Consider the following 16,503-nt stretch of genomic DNA (forward strand, 5'->3'; position numbering starts at 1 on the left):
AAGCGCGTAAACTCCTAACATTGACCACTGATACCAGAAGGACCGACCCCCAAAGTAGTCGCCATTCATATAAATAACCATCGTAAATGTACGAGTTTCGTCGCCTATCGCGTATTATCTGAGATGTCACTATAATTTGTTCATATATAATATATATTATGAAACTCCTATATTTGTAATCTGAGAAGGTATGTCTGCAATTTCTTTATTATCTAACACTATATTCGTCGGCCCGTGCATACCCAAAACAGAGACGTACAGGATTCTCTCTGGCGGGTTATCGGTCGAGGCCACGTCTGGAATATTGTCCAAGTCGGCTGGCCGATCCGCCGGAACAGGCCACCCAAGGCGGAGGAACAGAAGCAGTCAGGACCAGGTCGACTCGATCCGGTCCATGAGCGAGTCGATATCCTGATCTCTACCGTCGCCGTAGAATCGGCTGCGCTCGTACGTCTGGACGAGCTCTTCGAGTACCACCGTCTGGTCTTCGGGGAGACCGCTCCGTCTGCACTTCGCGAGAAATTCCCAGTGGGTGTCGGAGTGGCGCACCGACACTTCGCTCGTCAGGTGCTCCCGAAGCTGCTGATAGGTGTACCGGACTGCGGTGTCCGGCCGATCCGCTTCGAGTAGCGACCAACTGGTCGAGAAGTCAGGCTGGTCCTGAGCCGCGTCCGGCGTCTCGATGTCCGATTCGGAGATGTAATCCGCTCCATCGGGGGGTCGTTCGTCGTCGTCGTCTGACCTCGAATAGCGGACGACCCCGGCCCCGAGCCCGGCCAGAACGAGACAGACCACGACGACTGCCACGGGACCCAGCGGTAGCCCGCCCGAGGGTTGGGTGGCTGTGGAACCGAACGTCTCGAACTGGATCCGTTCGCTGGTCGAGACCGACCCAAGGTTCGTCCCGCCGCCGTCGAATCTCGCCGTGACGGCGAGACTCCCGTTCACCCCGTCGGACAGTTCCGAACCGGACAGTGTCACCGAATACGTGCCGTTGCCCCCCGTTTGTACCGTGTGGTCACCGCCCTCTGGAATCGTCAGCCGTACGGTTCGATCGTCAAGTGGATCTCCGTCCGTAGTGGTGAGCCGCCCCGAGAGTGTCATCGTTTCGCCGACTCGCTCACCGGCGATGCTGAGGGTCGTCGCTGTCTCCGTAACGGTGAGGGGAGTGGTAGCGGGATCGGCGGTAACGGCACGGCCTGCTACCGCGATCGAGACGGTCGACTGATATTTACCCGTGGGGATCGTCGAAGGCAATCGGCCGGTCATCGCTGCGTTCCCATCGGCTGTCGTCCTCGCGTTTGGGAGTTCATACCCGTTGATGTCCGCGGTCAGTGGAATGCCCGACACCGGTTCGCCGTTGTGGACGAGCCGGGCGGCCACCTCGACCTGGTCGTCGTAGCCGATCCGCTTGGGCGTTGCGCGGAGCTCTATCGTCGCTTCGACTTGTTCGACGGTGACCGCCACCGTCGAATTCGCCGGGAGGAAGGCGGACTCCGCTTCGGGCACGTATTCGACGCGAAGCATCGATGTGTTCGCGGGAAGCGTCCGCGGGCGATAGCGAAGCGTGAACCTCCCATCGGCGTCAGTTTCCACTTCCTGCGTCTGGGTGTGGATCCGTAGCGTGATCGACCGGTCGGCTAGCGCCGACCCGTTCTCCCGAGTCAACTGCCCTCGGATCGTAAGCGGGTCGTCGTAGGCCACCGTCGCCGAATCCGCTCGGATCTGGAGCCGCGTCGGAGTGAACAGTTCGCCCTCTAGTTGACGCTGTTGAGTCGTAATGTTCTCCGTGGTCGACCCGATACTTCGGGTGACCGTGGAGAGGTCGGCGCCCGTGAGATTCTCCACCTGCTCGTAGTTCCTGATGAGGGTCCGATTGAGCTGTTCCACGTCCTGTTCGATTTCGCGCAGCTCGCGGGCGTACCTGCGAGCGGCTGTCTCGTTGCTTGCCTCTCTGGCTTCTTGATACTCTCGATACGTTTCGTTGTACTCGCTGGCAGCGGCCGAGTAGTTGCGCTGGGCACGCTGGATTATGGATAATCGATCGGCCGCTTCGTCGTCACTGTCACCCTCGGTTTCGCCTGCAACGTCGATGAGTTGCTCGAGCCGCGAGTCGTAGTCGTCACCGATGATGGACTGTGCTTGTTCGTACTGTCCCTGACTGATCTGCACGGCACTGTCGCCGAGCCGGTTTGCCAACCGGTCGGTTAGCCACCCCTCTACCTCCGAAATATCGCCGCCTTCTGAAACCGCATTGGGGTCATCGTGGTGTTTTGTCGAATTGTTGGCCGTCTGTATCTGTGGGACCGACGAACCATCATTGGGATTCTGTTCCGGTCGGTTGTCACTGTCCGAGATTTCCGCGGAGACTGGAATCGCGATACTGCTCACCAGCAACAGCACCGCAACCAGCGCCGCCCCTCGCGTAGACAGATCCATCACGGAGTTTGGTCCTACCATCGAAATGAGTGTGCTCCTAAATCTATGCTTTGGTGATCGGTCGTCCGTAGTGGTTGTCGACTCCGTTTCCCGTGACTTCGGGATCCCCTAGTTGTGGCTCTGTCGTGGCTCCCCGGAGCACGTCACCAGCGACAGGTGACCTGAACGGCCATCCGTTCGTCGGCCGACGCGCGCGTTTCCACCGTTACCGGCTGTCCGAGTTGCCTCGCGAGCCCAACGGCGAGCACGGAGGCCACAGGATGGTCGAGACGGGTTACGGAGCCGTAGACAGCGTCGTCGACACCGATCGTCAGGCGTCCATTGTTCGCGTCGAGATCGACGCTGGTCTCGGTGACGAGGTCGAACTGTTCGACGAGTGCATCCGTGAGTTGGGGCACGAGTTCGGCGGGCGTCTCAGCGACCGACCCGGTGACTGTATCCTCGAAGGACTGATACAGCGGCTCGCCGGTTGGGCGGAAGGCGACGCCGCGTTCTCCGGGCGATTCCGGGACGACGTGGAACGAATCGAGTTCGTCGTCCGATGGGATCTCGTATTCGGCCGACTGGGGGACGAACAGTCTGACGCGACTGTTGCGCTCTCCCACGGGTGTGTATACACGTTCGTCGGCCAGGCCGAGTTCGTCGAGAATCGCTTCCCGGTCGTCGGCCATCGCGCTGTAGAGTGCGTTACTGACATCCGCTGCGACGAACCGTTCAGGGGTCAGGTAGTAGGTGAGGAGTCCGCCGAAGAGGCCGATCGCACCGAGTACGAACAGGAGTTCCCGAACGTCGGGAAGGATGAGACCGCTCGCGCCGGCCAACGATCCCAGCCCGGCAAGGCCGAGCGCGGTTCGTCGATACTGTGTCTGCTTGGCCTGGACGTACGAGTCGCGAAGCGTCGCGTTCTGTTCGCGGAGCAACGCAAGCTCGGCGTGGATCTCGTCGCGGGTGCTGCCGACCTGCTCCGGGTCGTCTTCGTCCACGGATTGGCTCACTGTTCGTTCGACCCCCTCCTTACTCATATTCGTCTCCGACCTGCCGATAGCTGTGAATAGCGAGGGATATAAACCCGGCCATCGCGACGGCAAGGGAGACGGCCGCCGCCACCCAGACCGCCGCTGTCCAGAGATATATCACGGCGACGATGACAGCGATCCCGACCCAGAGGACGTACAGCAAGCCGGCGTTGCGGACGATCCCATCCGAAATACCGGTCGTGGTGAGCAGGCCGCCGAGCGTGGCGACCGGAACGAGAGTCCCGATCGAGAGCGCCTCACCTCCGAGGAGCGCGGTGATAATGATCTGCCCTATCGCGAAGACAGCCACGTTCGGCAGTACGGACCACAGTCCAACGAGCACGACTCCCGCGACGATTCCTGTCGGACCGGCCGCCCACGTGAGCATGCTAGTGACTGCTCCGATCACGAGAAGGTCAGTTCGTGCTTCCTTAGTAGCGGGCCAAGAGAGCAACCTGGACAGTCGCTGTTCACCGTCGCCGTCGTCGTCTCGGGGGAGGTGTGTACCCGCCATCAGTTCCTCCGTGTCCTCGACCATTGTTCTCGCCCTCTGGCGAGGACGGCCGACACGCGGTCGGCCGGACCGACCTCGAAGGCGGTCACGCGATCCATCGACGCCAGCGACTGGCGGAACCGTTCGAAGTCCATGTACTGGTCGTGAGCGTCGTCGAGGGTTCCGAGGCCCCCCGGTTCGTAGAGGACCGTCGGTGCGATGAAGACCAGCGCGCGCCCCTGATTCCGTCGCGCCAGTTTCACCGCCTCTCGCAGCTCAGTCCGGTTCTGGTCGTCGGTGAGTATCACCGACCAGATCGATCCATCGAGTCCCGCCGTCGCAGATTTGACCGCACCCACGAGTGGTCGTTCGAGCACCGATTCCACGTACGCGTTCGGTCGATCGAAGTACGGCGCGAGCCGTGTCCCGAAAGCCGTCTCGTCATCAGCGAGTCGCCCGCGGAGTTGCTGGGCGCGCGCTGGTGCGGTCGGGCTTGTCGACCGGTCTGGCTCGTCGGCTCGTTCGGTCGGTGCAAGCGACTGTAGCTGGTGACGGATCGATAGCTGCTGGTCGGTGTCCGCACTCGGCGTGAACGATCCGGTGATGCCCTCGTCGCCCACCGTGTAACAACCGAGCGGGTCAGTGTGTTCGCGAGCGTTCTCGACGAACGCAAGCCCGACCTGCCTGAGATAGTCGAGTTTCGTCTCGCCCGGCTGGCCGGTTTCGAGTGACTCGCGATGGTCGACGAACAAGACCGTCTCGCGGTCGGTCTCCGTCTCGAACTCCCTGACGTGTGGTTCACCGAGCCGTGCCGTCGCTTTCCAGTCGATATTCCGGATGGTGTCGCCAGGGACGTACTTGCGGACTTCCTCCGGTTCGAGTCCACTGCCGGATTGGCCAGTCTCGTGGTCACCGAGTCCTGCAGCGATCGGGTCGCCTCCCTCACCGACGTGGAGATTCTGAGTCCCACGGGGCTGCACGCTGACAGTTGTAGCCGTTCCGACGGTGATCGATTGTTCGAACAGCCCGAGCCGATCACGCAGTGTCAGCTCGGGTGGTTCGATGGTGTGGGTCCCCGCAACTGGCCACATTACTTCGACTGTGTGTGTTGACCTGTTCTCCCCTCGTTCGAGTGCGAACCCGGTAGAATCCGACTCTGAACCAGGTGGGAATCTGGGTGTCACCGAACAATGGAGCGCGAGCGGATCTGTCGCTTCCATAGTGACGCTCAGGACTGTGGTCTCCCCGGTGGGTACCTGCGATCGAGATGGTGTCTGCGTGACTGAGAGACTTTGTGTCGTCTCCGTAGTCAATCGAGTGAATCGATACTGCTGAGTGAGCAACCACGCGGCGATCCCCGCTGTACCGAATAGTACGACGATCTGCCCCAGAACGACCGCCCAGAGAGAGAGCAGGCCCGCCACACCAGCAATAGTCCAGAACCGCACCCGCGCTTGCATTATAGCCTACATTCTGGGTTGGGTAGTTGAAAATGTCGGTCAGTTACTGCACTTGATAGCATAGGCCCCATAGAGCGTCCAATCCCTGTAAATTGTTAATTCAGCAAGCTCAGCATTCGATCTCGTTGCAGGCCTTGTTCGTTTCCAACGATGGATCGTATGTTGCTGGTTAGTTTGATAGACCCGTAAAGTATAGGTGAGTATAGTAGAGTAGGCTTCGTATAAGCAGATGTCAAACGGGTCATTGTTTGGGGCTAGTCAAAACTGGGTTTCCCAAACCGAGGGTCGAATCCAGTCAGTAACGGAGGTCTGTCAGTAGTGACAACGAAATCAATGAGTAGCGACATTCGAATTCGAGGTACATAGATCACAATTACCATGGATGGGAAGATCTGCGTCATCGGGCTCGGATATGTCGGGCTACCACTAGCGATTCATTTCGATCGGGCGGGGCATACAGTCATCGGGTACGATGTGGATCAACAGAAGATCGAATCACTTCAACGGGGAACAGACCCGACAGCGGAACTTCGTGACGAATTAGTTGAAGAGAGCCAGATTTCGTATACGGCAGATGAAACGGCGATAGAAGAATCAGAATACATCATTGTCACCGTCCCCACGCCGGTTGACGATCTCAAGAACCCGAATCTGAAGTTCGTCGAAAGCGCTGGCGAGACTATCGGACAAAATATCCAAGAAGGTGCGACAGTCATTTTGGAATCGACAGTTTACCCCGGTGCAACACGCGAAATTCTGGCACCAGCTATCGAACGGACTTCAGGGTTCACCGTGGGCGAGGATTTCTATGTCGGCTACTCACCGGAACGAATGGTTCCAGGAGATAGCCAGCACGGGCTCCGTGATGTCATAAAGATAGTCAGTGGACAAAACGACGACGTTCTCGCTGATCTCGCCGCTCTCTACGAAACAATCGTCGATGCAGGCGTTCATCGGGCTCCAGATATTGAGGCCGCCGAGGCTGCGAAATGCATTGAAAATATCCAGCGCGACCTGAATATCGCCTTGGTTAACGAGCTGGCGATTGCCTGTAACAATCTCGGCCTGGATACACACGCTGTCCTCGAAGCCGCAGGCACGAAGTGGAACTTCCACGACTACCAACCTGGACTTGTCGGGGGGCACTGTATTCCCGTTGATCCCTTCTTCATGATTTACGAGTCAGAGCGGAATGGATACACGCCGCAACTCATGGAACAAGCGCGGGAGGTGAACGAGTACATGCCGAAGCACGTTGCCGAAATGATGCTCAGAGGCCTGAATGATTGCGGGAAGGTCCTTCAAGACAGTACTGTCCTCGTGCTCGGACTTGCGTACAAACCCGGTGTAGGAGACATCCGAACTTCCCCAGTTGAAGACACCATCGAAAAACTACAATCATACGATGTGGAGGTTATCGGTCACGATCCCCGTGCGGACGCTCAGATAGTGAGAGACCGATTTGGGATCGAGGTTCAGGATATCCCCTCCTTCGATGGTGTCGATGCAATCCTACTGGCGACTCCCCACGAGGAATATCTTGACCTCGAATATACGGATCTGATGCATAGGATGTCTGAGAACCCGCTGGTTATCGACGTAATGGGTGACCTTAACGGACGGCTCGCAGATTCAGATTCCGTGGACTACAGGCGGGTCTAATCATGTACCGCGACCATACAGTCGGCGTCGTCATGCCCGCTTATAATGAAGAGGGGCTGATCGGGGATGTCATTCTAACCATACCGGAGTACGTGGATGTCATCTACGTCATTGACGATTGCTCGACCGACGGCACTTGGGAGGAGATCTATGAGGCCGCCAAGCAAGACGAAGCTACTGAATTAGAAGATCAACAGGGAAAGACTTCGAAAACAGTGTTTGCAGACGGCGGTGGGCTATTGTCCAACCGAGCAGAGGTCTACGACCAAATCGAGCGGGTTGTCCCGATACAACACCGGGAGAATATGGGTGCTGGTGGAGCTATCAAGACTGGGTATTTAGCCGCATTAGAGGACAAAATAGATATTACAGTCACGATGGATGGTGACGGGCAGATGGACCCTGATTATATGCCGCGATTACTTGACCCAATTGTTGAAGACGAAGCCGACTATGCGAAGGCAAATCGGCTCTTGTACCGAGAGTTCCGTGAAGATATGCCTATATTTCGTTTTCTCGGGAATTCTATCCTGACCTTTCTGACGAAAGTCGCCAGCGGATACTGGAAGACGATGGATCCCCAGAACGGCTACACTGCCATCTCCAACTACGCATTGGAGAACGTCGGCATTGAGATGATGTACGAGTACTACGGCTACTGCAACGACCTCCTAGTGAAACTCAACGCGAAAGGGATGCGGGTCGCCGACGTAGCCGTGCCTGCCATCTACGGGGACGAGGAGTCTTCAATTGACTATACGACCTACATTCGGAAGGTTTCCGTGATGTTACTCCAGAATTTCCTTTGGCGCCTGAAGGTGAAGTACCTCGTGCTTGACTTTCATCCACTCGCACTGTTCTACGTCTTTGGGGCACTGATGACGACGCTTGGGATGATGGGACTTGGGTGGTCGCTATACGCGAAGTTCATGCTGGGAAACTCACTGTTCGTTCGTGGGTCTACGAGTATCCTCGTATTTTCGATCGGAAGTATGTTTATGATGTTCGCTATGCTGTTCGATATGCAGGTCAACGAAAGCAAGGAAATACAGGTGCGAGCGTAATTAAATTTAGTACCTCATGAAGATTATATTCACTGTGCAGCACCCCGCAAATGTGCACATATTCAAAAACCCAGCCAGGATTTTAGAGCAGATGGGGCATGATATCTGGATCTTCGGCCGGTCATCGGACGTTACGAAAGATCTACTGGAACAATACTCCTTGAATTCAGAGGTTCTGGTAGAAAAGGAACCGACCAATATTATCAATCTATGTAAAATACAGGCAAAGTATGAGTATAAAATGATTAATAAGTTTCGAAAAATTCGACCCGACATTGTAATCTCTCAAAGTGGGGTTGCAGCATCTCATGCAGCCAAACTTACTGACGCAAAAAATATACTATTCATTGATAACGATCATGCAACTATCGAAAACAGATTAAGTAAGCCATTTGCTGATAAGATCTACAGCCCAAATGGGTTTAAAAAACACTTCGGAAAAAAACATGAATTTTACGATAGTTATGATTACCTCGCATATACACACCCTGACTATTTTGAGCCAAATACAGAGGTATTCAAACATCTAAATATCAATTCAGACGCCAATTATGTATTATTCAGGCTAATTGCATGGAATGCAGCACATGACTTTAGAGCGGAAAGAAGTACAGATTTTAAAAAGTTGATTAAAAAGTTTGATGAATTAGGATACAATATTTTAATCTCATCTGAAGAGACTGCTCCTGGAGAATTTCAGGAGTTCATTATAGATGTCCCCCCGCATCTATTCCATGACTTACTCTATTACTCAAATTTATATGTGGGGGAAGGGGCAGCTACTGCACTAGAAGCTGCGCTGTTGGGAACCCCTGCCATATATCTTAATGAACTCAATCTGGGGTATTTGACTGAATTTGAGAACCGGTATGGTTCTGTTAAAGATCTCCATGGGCACTCTACAGACGACATAATGAAAAATGCAAAATTAATGCTTTCTAATGACTTTAATGCTAATAGTATACGGAAACAAGTAGCAGAGGAAAAAAGGGATATGACTAAGCTCATAGTTGATAGTGTATCCGAGGTCCATGACCGGTAATCAATTAAAATGTTATAGCTGTTTAAAAATAACCGCTTGTAGTAGTGATAGGCCGATAAATTTATATTTAGGTGAGGTTGAGCTAATCAGAAACCATGTCTAAACAAACCCCTCTGGTGAGTATCGTCATCCCTGTATATAATAGAGAAGATACAATAGTTCGTTGTATAGATAGTGCGCTGTCTCAAACTTATGACAACATTGAAATAATTGTAGTAGATGATGCTTCCACAGATAGAACTGTAGAATGTATTCGTTCGACATACTCTGATGATCTCTACCTTATCGAGCATACTCGAAATAGAGGTGGTAGCGCTGCAAGAAACACAGGAATCGATGAAGCAAGTGGCGAATATATTGCTTTATTAGATTCGGACGATGCTTGGAGACCGGAAAAAGTAGAACACCAAGTCAAAATTCTATCGTCAAGGAGCGACAAATATGCGGGAATTTACTGTGGCACTGAATATGTTTCGCAGGATCCGTTCACAACCTTGATAAAAAATCTCGCAATAAGTCCTTCAACAGACAAGAGCTGTACCATCGAAGAGATATTGTCTCTCCAGACAACACTCGGTGGAGCATCAACCATATTAGTCCGCAGATCTGTAGTAAACAAAATTAATGGATTCGATGAAGATTTCACGCGTCACCAAGATCTCGAGTTTTTGATTCGTTGTTTAAAAGAAGGCGAAATGATATATATGCATAAACCATACGTGATTAAATTCGAAACTAATTATCCGTCTGCAAATTCCGTATCTCAAGCTAAAGAGTTGTTTTTCCATAAATTTTCTGATGAAATATCAGTGCAAGAACAAAATGGCGTACCAATTTCAGAATACCATAATTTTGATTTAGCACGATGTCATATTAGAAACGGAGATCTGATCGAGGCTATCGAATTACTGAAGGAATCTAAGCCACCATCCACTACTGATGTACTATCTTTTGCAAAGGCAGTATTTGACCGCCTAAGTTGATATTTGATCGAAATTCATTGTTCGATCGAGAATCTCCGACTATTGCCGATATCCAAGTGCTCTTAATTGATCTTCTACCCCACTCCGACTATCTTGCTTAGGCCCTTTATTTTCATTTTTCTCAGCCACTATTTTTCTTCGAGTAGAATGGGGGAGAATAAACCAGGGAACATGACGAATTCCTGGAAGATCAAGTCCCGCTGGATGGCCGTATCCACGAACCGGGAGTATGTTCTGTCTATTACCTATAAGGTTTCCATGATCCGCAGTCATGACAATTTTTCCAGTTAAATCATCTACAAGCTGTGAAACATCATCAAGGACGATTCTGAGATTTTCTCGGTACGCTTCTAAGACCTCATTACGGGAAATTGGGGTCACCCCAAACTGTAACTGTTTCCATATAGATAACGTAGCAAAACTCTCCCAATTGCTATCCTTGGCATAACCTCGGTGGTCAATTTCTTGCCCCTGCGCACCTATAAATGGATAATGTGGTTGCATATAATGCCCGACAATACGTTTATTCGGATACTTGTCGTGAGCTTTCCGAACTGCCTCTGAGACTGTCTGTGGGTGAACTGTTTCTAAGTCTTCATCCCACTCTTCATATATGGGTATATGTTTATGGAATGAATGTTCTGCAATTTTGGAACTAAATGGATTAGCGGAAACATAGACTATGTCCTCAAACTGGTTGTTGGCATAATTACGTTGGAAATAGGTCTTTGATGTACTTGCTAGGGTTTTTCGCAATTCTAAATCACCCTCCATTAATATTTCCTCTTTAAATATGTCATAGCGACAGCCATCAAGGATGAATAATGTATCCCAATCAGCTTCAGGTATGGGGCGATCGGGTTCATTGCTGAACTTCTGGTTGACCTTTCCATTTATATTTGTACATACATGCTGAGAATACCCGATCGCGGCTGATGGATTATGTAAAATTCTTTTAAAATGATTCGTTATTTTGGCCGTCATCGGATCACATATAGACATCTAGAGTATTGTAATTTATGATTCGTTGGCCGCTATTTAGTTAGTCAATTTGAAAAAGAAGTGCTCTAAGAGAGTATCCGCGTCTCTCCAAGAATCCCCCGTGAAAGCTTAGCGGCAGAATGATGTTTAGGAGCGAGAGTAGGTACTCCGCATCATCTACAAGAAACAGCACGTCGTCAACTTGATAGCGGCAGTGTAAATCGCCCAGAAACCACTGTGTCGTTCGTTTCACCGTGGTGGGAAACAGCTCATGTAGAGAATTTCGTTTGTCTAAGGACGACAGCGCTGTACAGCCAGTGTTCTTGCCCATAGAGGCAGATCATCTTCTCGTTGACCACAAGTTGATCCGCAGTCACTGTCGAGCTCGGCTGTAGATCCGCCATATGAACCCAGTTCTGGATTGTAATGTGACTGCGTTGGACTCCCAATTTCGAGATTCTAACTTGCATTTTGTGTTCATCTGTCATCTAAATTATGGCGGGTGCCTACTTGAATCGCCCACTCGGGAGTTTGCTCACCTCCACAACCGCAAGTCTATCCACACGATAAAGCCGTTGAGACGTCCGGAATAGGGCATAGACGCTTCGAGATCGAACGCTTCATCCTCTAACTCAACGCGGTACTACACCACGCCCTATATTACCTATATTTGGAATTTGCTTTTCGATCGGCGCGGTGTTCAGATAAGGTTTGAAAGGTGAGCGTAGCGTTTTCTGGGTGATTCATGCCCGAAAACGCTATGATCGTTTGAAGTAATTGCCCACTTCTGGAATTGAAAGTTGGCCGAGAGCGGGATCGATCGCGATAGTCATTGCTCAAGCGAGTCAAAGAACCGGTTGCTGAGAGCGTCTTGGAGTTGCCGCCAGCACTCCTTGACAGGGTTGAGTTCCGGCGAATACGACAGTAACGTGACGAAACCGAGGTCGTCACGGGCCGCCAGGTCCGTGACGGCCGACGCCTGGAAATACGGCGCACCATCCAGCACGACGATCAAGTTTTTTCGAATTTTTTCATAACACAGGAATGAAATGTTTCGCGTGATCGGCGGTAACATACTCGGTGGATCGTGAGAAAAAGTGTTCACCGTCTTCGGTGATCGCGCCGAGCAGACACGTCCAGTCGCGTTGTCCGGACAGTTCGACGCTCGGTCGCGTGCCGCGCGGAAACCACGCGGCACGCGGCTCGACCTGAACAGATCTCTTCGTCTGATCGATACAGACTATTTTGGCGTCCCTCTCCGCTCGCTTTTTTGATCTCGTCATGGAACGCTTCTTGCTCGAATTGTTCGGATCTGGCGGCTGTACGGCGGGTTGTTAATAGCTTAATCTAGCTTCTTTCAACAACCGCCGGCAACTCGGCCCGTCGAAGCGATCGTCCGGGTCGAGCTGACAACGTCCACTCAGACCTGATCGGGAGACAGGATCTCAATGGCCCGTAATTCGGCGTCTAAACAAGATCATAAACATGGAAATCGGAACGCTGTTGAACGTGTCTTCAGAGAAGTAAAGCGACGAACTATCTGTTTCTCAAACTGTTTCAGCAACGCCGAAGCGGAAACAGCCAATGATTCGCTCAGATCGTTCAGTTTCGCATGGAATCAGCTTATCTGAACACTACCTCAATCGGTATCTTTAGGCGTTTAAATCTACCACTTTATAGCGACACATGCCCCACGATCCTCTTCGGACCCTCTTACCATCGATACTCCCAGTAGATCTGGAGAATTTCCTCTTCAATCACCTCCCCGGCCTTTTCTTTCTTGGCGTAATACTCGGATCTTTAACGGGCTTATTGATTGGTGGTGTGGAGTTGGCTTTGGCAGGGCTGTTGATTACAGGTATCCCATTTCTTGTGGCTAGCTTCTATCTGATGCTTCGGAACGATGTGAGTACCTACCCTATAATAAGAAATGTACCTAAATCAGTAACAAGCATACGAACGTTTTCGATAGCATATCTGGTTGGGATTAGCTATTTAGCAATTGTCCCAGATCGAGGCTACGAATTCTTCATCCTTCTGACTGGAATGTTCTTATTAGCATTTCTATCGACGTTTCAGCACTATCCAGAACGAGGAATTGGATATGCTATTGCGACACTTTTGATTTCTACCTACAGCGTCACTCTTCGAGAACCACTATTCATCGGCGGGACTGATATCTTACCTCACCTTAGTTACACATTACATATAGTTAACACAGGAACCGTTATTCCTGACTGGGTTAGTAACTATGCTAATTTTCCATTATATCATATCTTTGGTGCTATCTTCATCCAAATTTCGGGAAGACTACCAGAGAAGTCATATTTCATCATCATCGGTGCGGTAGTCGCTACCACGCCCTTGCTAATCTATGGGATTTCTTCACGCATTACCAAAAATAGGCGCCTATCGTGTCAGGTATCCATTGTTTATGCTACCCTTCCGACTGTGGTGTATGCGGGCCTATATAGTATCACGAGGACGTTTGCGTTCATTGGATTCTTACTTCTTCTCTGGATTTTTCTGGTGGAAAATAGGTATCAAAATTGGGCTTGGTCTATCCTATTAGGCGTTTCAGTACTTTTCACGCTCTTAGTTCATCAAGTGTCATACTTGCAGATACTCTTTGTGTTAGTACTCTTGTGGGGTGTGTCCAAGGCTATGACGAGCGGGCGACCGCTCATCACAGTATTCGAGATCCTTTTTTTTGTAACGCCATTTTGCGCATATTGGATCTACAACGCCGAAGGGCTTATCGGTCGACTCATTGTTAGACAGGTCCTTGGAACGAGTGCCACTCCAACTTCTGGTGGCATTGACACTTCTTTGCCTATATTCCACATTTTTGAATACCTAAACACCTATCTATTGGGCTTATTCCTACTTGTCGGGATCGTCATCAGTTTCCGGTCCAACAACGAGAGAATTCGGATAGTCGCTCTGTTCACATTGATTTGCACGCCGTTTATAATGTATAGTCCTATTCATGTCATTAACCGACTCAGTGCCTTTAGGTTAGACCGCCTTATTTTGCTCCTAAGTCTGTTCACTGCCCTTTTTGTCACTCTGGGAATGAAGGACATAATCGACCAACTATCGGGAATAAAATATAATTATTCCATGTATTTTATTGTGGTTTTGTTCAGTATATTTGCTTTTACTAGCCTACTTGGTGGGATTTATCAAGACACTGCAGCAGACTCTAACAAGATCGGCTGGCAAGGCCCTACAGAACATTTAGAGGCGGAAGAACAAGCCGCTCTGGAACATACACTATTGATCCCGTCAGGCCGTCAGATTCGAACAGATGGCATCTCATATAAGTACCTGACATCTAGACTGCCAATGGGTGAATTCACCGAGAGGCAACAAACACTATACGATATTAAGACAATACGAAATCCAAATGACGTTATGGGAGAATATCTTATCCGACATGAAGCACGAGAAAAACGTGGAGAACTTGTTTTAGGATATTATGGCGGCGACTACATCTATGAGGGGACACTGAATATTGGAGAGCATGACCGGGTTTATACTTCAGGCGACTCAGCTATATTGCACCGTGTGAACGCTTCCTCTATGGGAAAACCAGCTAGTACTACTCAATGAGTTCCCGAAACGCTAGTGGGTAAGCGATTGCTGATAGCGTTATAGAGCGACTTCGAGATTGATTTTGAGTGTCTCAACGCCAAGTTTACGACGGCGTATTGGCGAAGGAGGATACATAATTAAAGACGGTGTGCCAGCGCGCCTAGCGCTCGCAGGAAGCGCTGGGTGCGCCTTGGCTACAGTTAGAAGGGCCGGACGAGCTCAACGAATTGTACGTTAGAGCCGGTCTGAAAGGCCGCGAGCGAGATCAACCATCGGGCCTCATAGCCTGTTCACACGCAGGCGTGGGACGTATGCTGAAGACAAGCCACCGATGTTCTCGTTCTGGTTGACCGAGGAACGGGTGATCACTACCTCGTGCCAGCGAAATCCGCCGGGGAAGATCGTGCGTCACTTGCTTGCCGACCACGACGAGGGGTCGCTAACCGTCTATACGGACGTATTTCGAGCCTATGATCCGCCAGAAGCGGATGAAACGTTCGACTGTGAGTACGTTGTTCACGATGATGGTGAATATGCGGATAGAGACGTTCACGTCAGCACCTGCGAGAGATACACATCCTGGCGCGACGGTGGTTCTTGCCCCATCGCGGTGTCTCGAAAACCAAGCTGACGCCGTATCTCAGAGCCTTCGAACTCCGGCGTGAACTCTACAGAAAACTAGGTGATGAAGCACTCAAATATTCTCTTGACGCCGCGCTCTGAAATCAACAACGTGCTTCACAAGAGCGAATTGCCATTGAGCGTGAGGTACGATATGTTTCGGATCTCAATATCCTGAATTCTGTCCCCTTCGGTAGAGGTGTTCTTCAATGTCACGGAGACCGAGACACTAGCTTGTTTGAACATCTCTCCTTCGAGTTGCTCGAAGAGTTTGACGTGTTCTCCCCGGCAAAGATGGGGCGAACACGAGAGCACGAACCACTAGAGGTGATACGTGGGTTCCTCTATTGCTACTACCACGACATCTACGGCGTTTGTCCGGTTGAGTGAAAGCATCGGAACACGATTATCTGGCTGAGCTGTGGGTTCGATCGACCGCCATCCAGAGACGAGGTCGATCGCTTTCTCACTGACCTCAAACACGCCGTTGACGATGTCTTCGATCGACTCGTCGAGCAGGCTGCCCACCGCGGCCTGCTCGACTTGACTTACTGCATTGATTCAACCGACGTGAGAGCGATGCCCACCGATCAAGGCGCCTCGAAGTGCTACCCAACCGCCGATTGGTATACTACGGATACGGTTACACGATTTCCCGACCGGATCAAAGATCGATTGTAGCCGAGTTCACCGAGAGCAAACAAGCGCCAGGGGAGACAATGATGTGCGTCACACGTAACGCGCTCGCTGCCGCTCAGCCGATATGGATGGCTTACGACATGCCCGACTGGCAGACCCCTGCGGCTAGTAGGGTGATCGTGCCAGTCGCCCCGTACAACGCGCGAAATACCAACGATCCAAAAGACGTCTACTAATGTGACAATTCTCCCATCACCGATCACAGCGAAGGCGTTCAGCTGAAGCAATCGACCTTAGACGAGACGTACAACCGCCGGACCGGTGTCAAACGAACCAACGAATCAGTCAAGAACTGCAGCCTCGAGCGAACGCACGCCTGAGGCTGCGTCCACACGTGAGCACAGGTGTTTCTCTCCCTGTGTCTTCGTCTTGTCGTCGTAATCATCAACTACAAACGCAGAGACAATCCGGGAAGTACGGTCATCACGGTGTGAGAAGAGGTTCTA

10 protein-coding genes and 4 pseudogenes are annotated in these 16,503 nt (G+C 51.3%); 8 read left to right on the top strand and 6 right to left on the bottom strand.

What is annotated here, in order from left to right; all coding sequences use genetic code 11:
* Positions 1-366: 366 nt before the first annotated feature.
* The 4 genes from HZS55_RS06055 to HZS55_RS06070 form a co-directional block, all read right to left on the bottom strand.
* Complete coding sequence (locus HZS55_RS06055) at positions 367-2,439, bottom strand: hypothetical protein (RefSeq protein WP_179910825.1); 2,073 nt, start codon at positions 2,437-2,439, stop codon at positions 367-369.
* A gap of 143 nt (positions 2,440-2,582) precedes the next feature.
* Positions 2,583-3,527: a hypothetical protein gene (locus HZS55_RS06060; RefSeq protein WP_179910826.1), complete on the bottom strand. Its 945-nt coding sequence runs from the start codon at positions 3,525-3,527 to the stop codon at positions 2,583-2,585.
* Entirely contained in the window at positions 3,454-3,993 is a 540-nt protein-coding gene (locus HZS55_RS06065; protein ID WP_179910827.1) for a hypothetical protein, read from the bottom strand. Before HZS55_RS06065 ends, HZS55_RS06060 begins: the two co-directional genes overlap by 74 nt.
* Positions 3,969-5,408 (bottom strand): DUF58 domain-containing protein, encoded by a 1,440-nt coding sequence (locus HZS55_RS06070; RefSeq protein WP_218927282.1) that lies wholly within the window; start codon positions 5,406-5,408, stop codon positions 3,969-3,971. The genes HZS55_RS06065 and HZS55_RS06070 overlap by 25 nt, the downstream gene beginning before the upstream one ends.
* Before the next feature lie 378 nt (positions 5,409-5,786).
* Between HZS55_RS06070 and HZS55_RS06075 the strand changes: the two genes are divergently transcribed.
* The 4 genes from HZS55_RS06075 (at position 5,787) to HZS55_RS06090 (ending at position 10,159) form a co-directional block, all read left to right on the top strand.
* A complete protein-coding gene (locus HZS55_RS06075; RefSeq protein ID WP_179910829.1) occupies positions 5,787-7,070 on the top strand; it encodes a nucleotide sugar dehydrogenase in 1,284 nt (427 codons plus the stop codon).
* A gap of 2 nt (positions 7,071-7,072) precedes the next feature.
* Entirely contained in the window at positions 7,073-8,134 is a 1,062-nt protein-coding gene (locus tag HZS55_RS06080; protein ID WP_179910830.1) for a glycosyltransferase family 2 protein, read from the top strand.
* A gap of 16 nt (positions 8,135-8,150) precedes the next feature.
* Positions 8,151-9,176, top strand: coding sequence for a DUF354 domain-containing protein (locus HZS55_RS06085; RefSeq protein WP_281373007.1), 1,026 nt, complete (start codon positions 8,151-8,153; stop codon positions 9,174-9,176).
* Between the two features lie 95 nt (positions 9,177-9,271).
* The gene (locus HZS55_RS06090; protein WP_179910832.1) at positions 9,272-10,159 is read left to right on the top strand and encodes a glycosyltransferase family 2 protein; all 888 of its coding nucleotides are present in this window, start codon (positions 9,272-9,274) and stop codon (positions 10,157-10,159) included.
* Between the two features lie 39 nt (positions 10,160-10,198).
* Here the strand turns inward: HZS55_RS06090 and HZS55_RS06095 are convergent, their stop codons facing one another.
* Both HZS55_RS06095 and HZS55_RS06100 read right to left on the bottom strand, forming a co-directional pair.
* The gene (locus tag HZS55_RS06095; RefSeq protein ID WP_179910833.1) at positions 10,199-11,143 is read right to left on the bottom strand and encodes a hypothetical protein; all 945 of its coding nucleotides are present in this window, start codon (positions 11,141-11,143) and stop codon (positions 10,199-10,201) included.
* 755 nt (positions 11,144-11,898) lie between these two features.
* Positions 11,899-12,519, bottom strand: a pseudogene (locus HZS55_RS06100) (IS630 family transposase); the annotation flags it as partial.
* A gap of 102 nt (positions 12,520-12,621) precedes the next feature.
* On the opposite strand from HZS55_RS06100, the pseudogene HZS55_RS06105 reads away from it, so the two are divergent.
* From HZS55_RS06105 to HZS55_RS06115, 4 genes and pseudogenes are all read left to right on the top strand, one after another.
* A pseudogene (locus HZS55_RS06105) lies at positions 12,622-12,771 on the top strand (IS6 family transposase); the annotation flags it as partial.
* A gap of 55 nt (positions 12,772-12,826) precedes the next feature.
* The gene (locus tag HZS55_RS06110) at positions 12,827-14,755 is read left to right on the top strand and encodes a glycosyltransferase family protein (RefSeq protein WP_179910834.1); all 1,929 of its coding nucleotides are present in this window, start codon (positions 12,827-12,829) and stop codon (positions 14,753-14,755) included.
* Positions 14,756-14,901: 146 nt separating this feature from the next.
* Positions 14,902-15,460 (top strand): annotated as a pseudogene (locus HZS55_RS22570) (transposase); the annotation flags it as partial.
* 76 nt (positions 15,461-15,536) lie between these two features.
* Positions 15,537-16,491 (top strand): annotated as a pseudogene (locus tag HZS55_RS06115) (IS5/IS1182 family transposase).
* The last annotated feature ends 12 nt before the right edge of the window (positions 16,492-16,503 follow it).

This window comes from Halosimplex rubrum (assembly GCF_013415885.1).
GTDB classification, from domain to species: Archaea; Halobacteriota; Halobacteria; order Halobacteriales; family Haloarculaceae; genus Halosimplex; species Halosimplex rubrum.

What these genes read in the sequence shown, in the direction of transcription:
- HZS55_RS06055 (WP_179910825.1), bottom strand. Translation starts at nt 2,439, where the DNA reads ATGGATCTGTCTACGCGAGGGGCGGCGCTGGTTGCGGTGCTGTTGCTG.
- HZS55_RS06065 (WP_179910827.1), bottom strand. Translation starts at nt 3,993, where the DNA reads ATGGTCGAGGACACGGAGGAACTGATGGCGGGTACACACCTCCCCCGA.
- HZS55_RS06070 (WP_218927282.1), bottom strand. Translation starts at nt 5,408, where the DNA reads ATGCAAGCGCGGGTGCGGTTCTGGACTATTGCTGGTGTGGCGGGCCTG.
- HZS55_RS06075 (WP_179910829.1), top strand. Translation starts at nt 5,787, where the DNA reads ATGGATGGGAAGATCTGCGTCATCGGGCTCGGATATGTCGGGCTACCA.
- HZS55_RS06080 (WP_179910830.1), top strand. Translation starts at nt 7,073, where the DNA reads ATGTACCGCGACCATACAGTCGGCGTCGTCATGCCCGCTTATAATGAA.
- HZS55_RS06085 (WP_281373007.1), top strand. Translation starts at nt 8,151, where the DNA reads ATGAAGATTATATTCACTGTGCAGCACCCCGCAAATGTGCACATATTC.
- HZS55_RS06090 (WP_179910832.1), top strand. Translation starts at nt 9,272, where the DNA reads ATGTCTAAACAAACCCCTCTGGTGAGTATCGTCATCCCTGTATATAAT.
- HZS55_RS06095 (WP_179910833.1), bottom strand. Translation starts at nt 11,143, where the DNA reads ATGACGGCCAAAATAACGAATCATTTTAAAAGAATTTTACATAATCCA.
- HZS55_RS06110 (WP_179910834.1), top strand. Translation starts at nt 12,827, where the DNA reads ATGCCCCACGATCCTCTTCGGACCCTCTTACCATCGATACTCCCAGTA.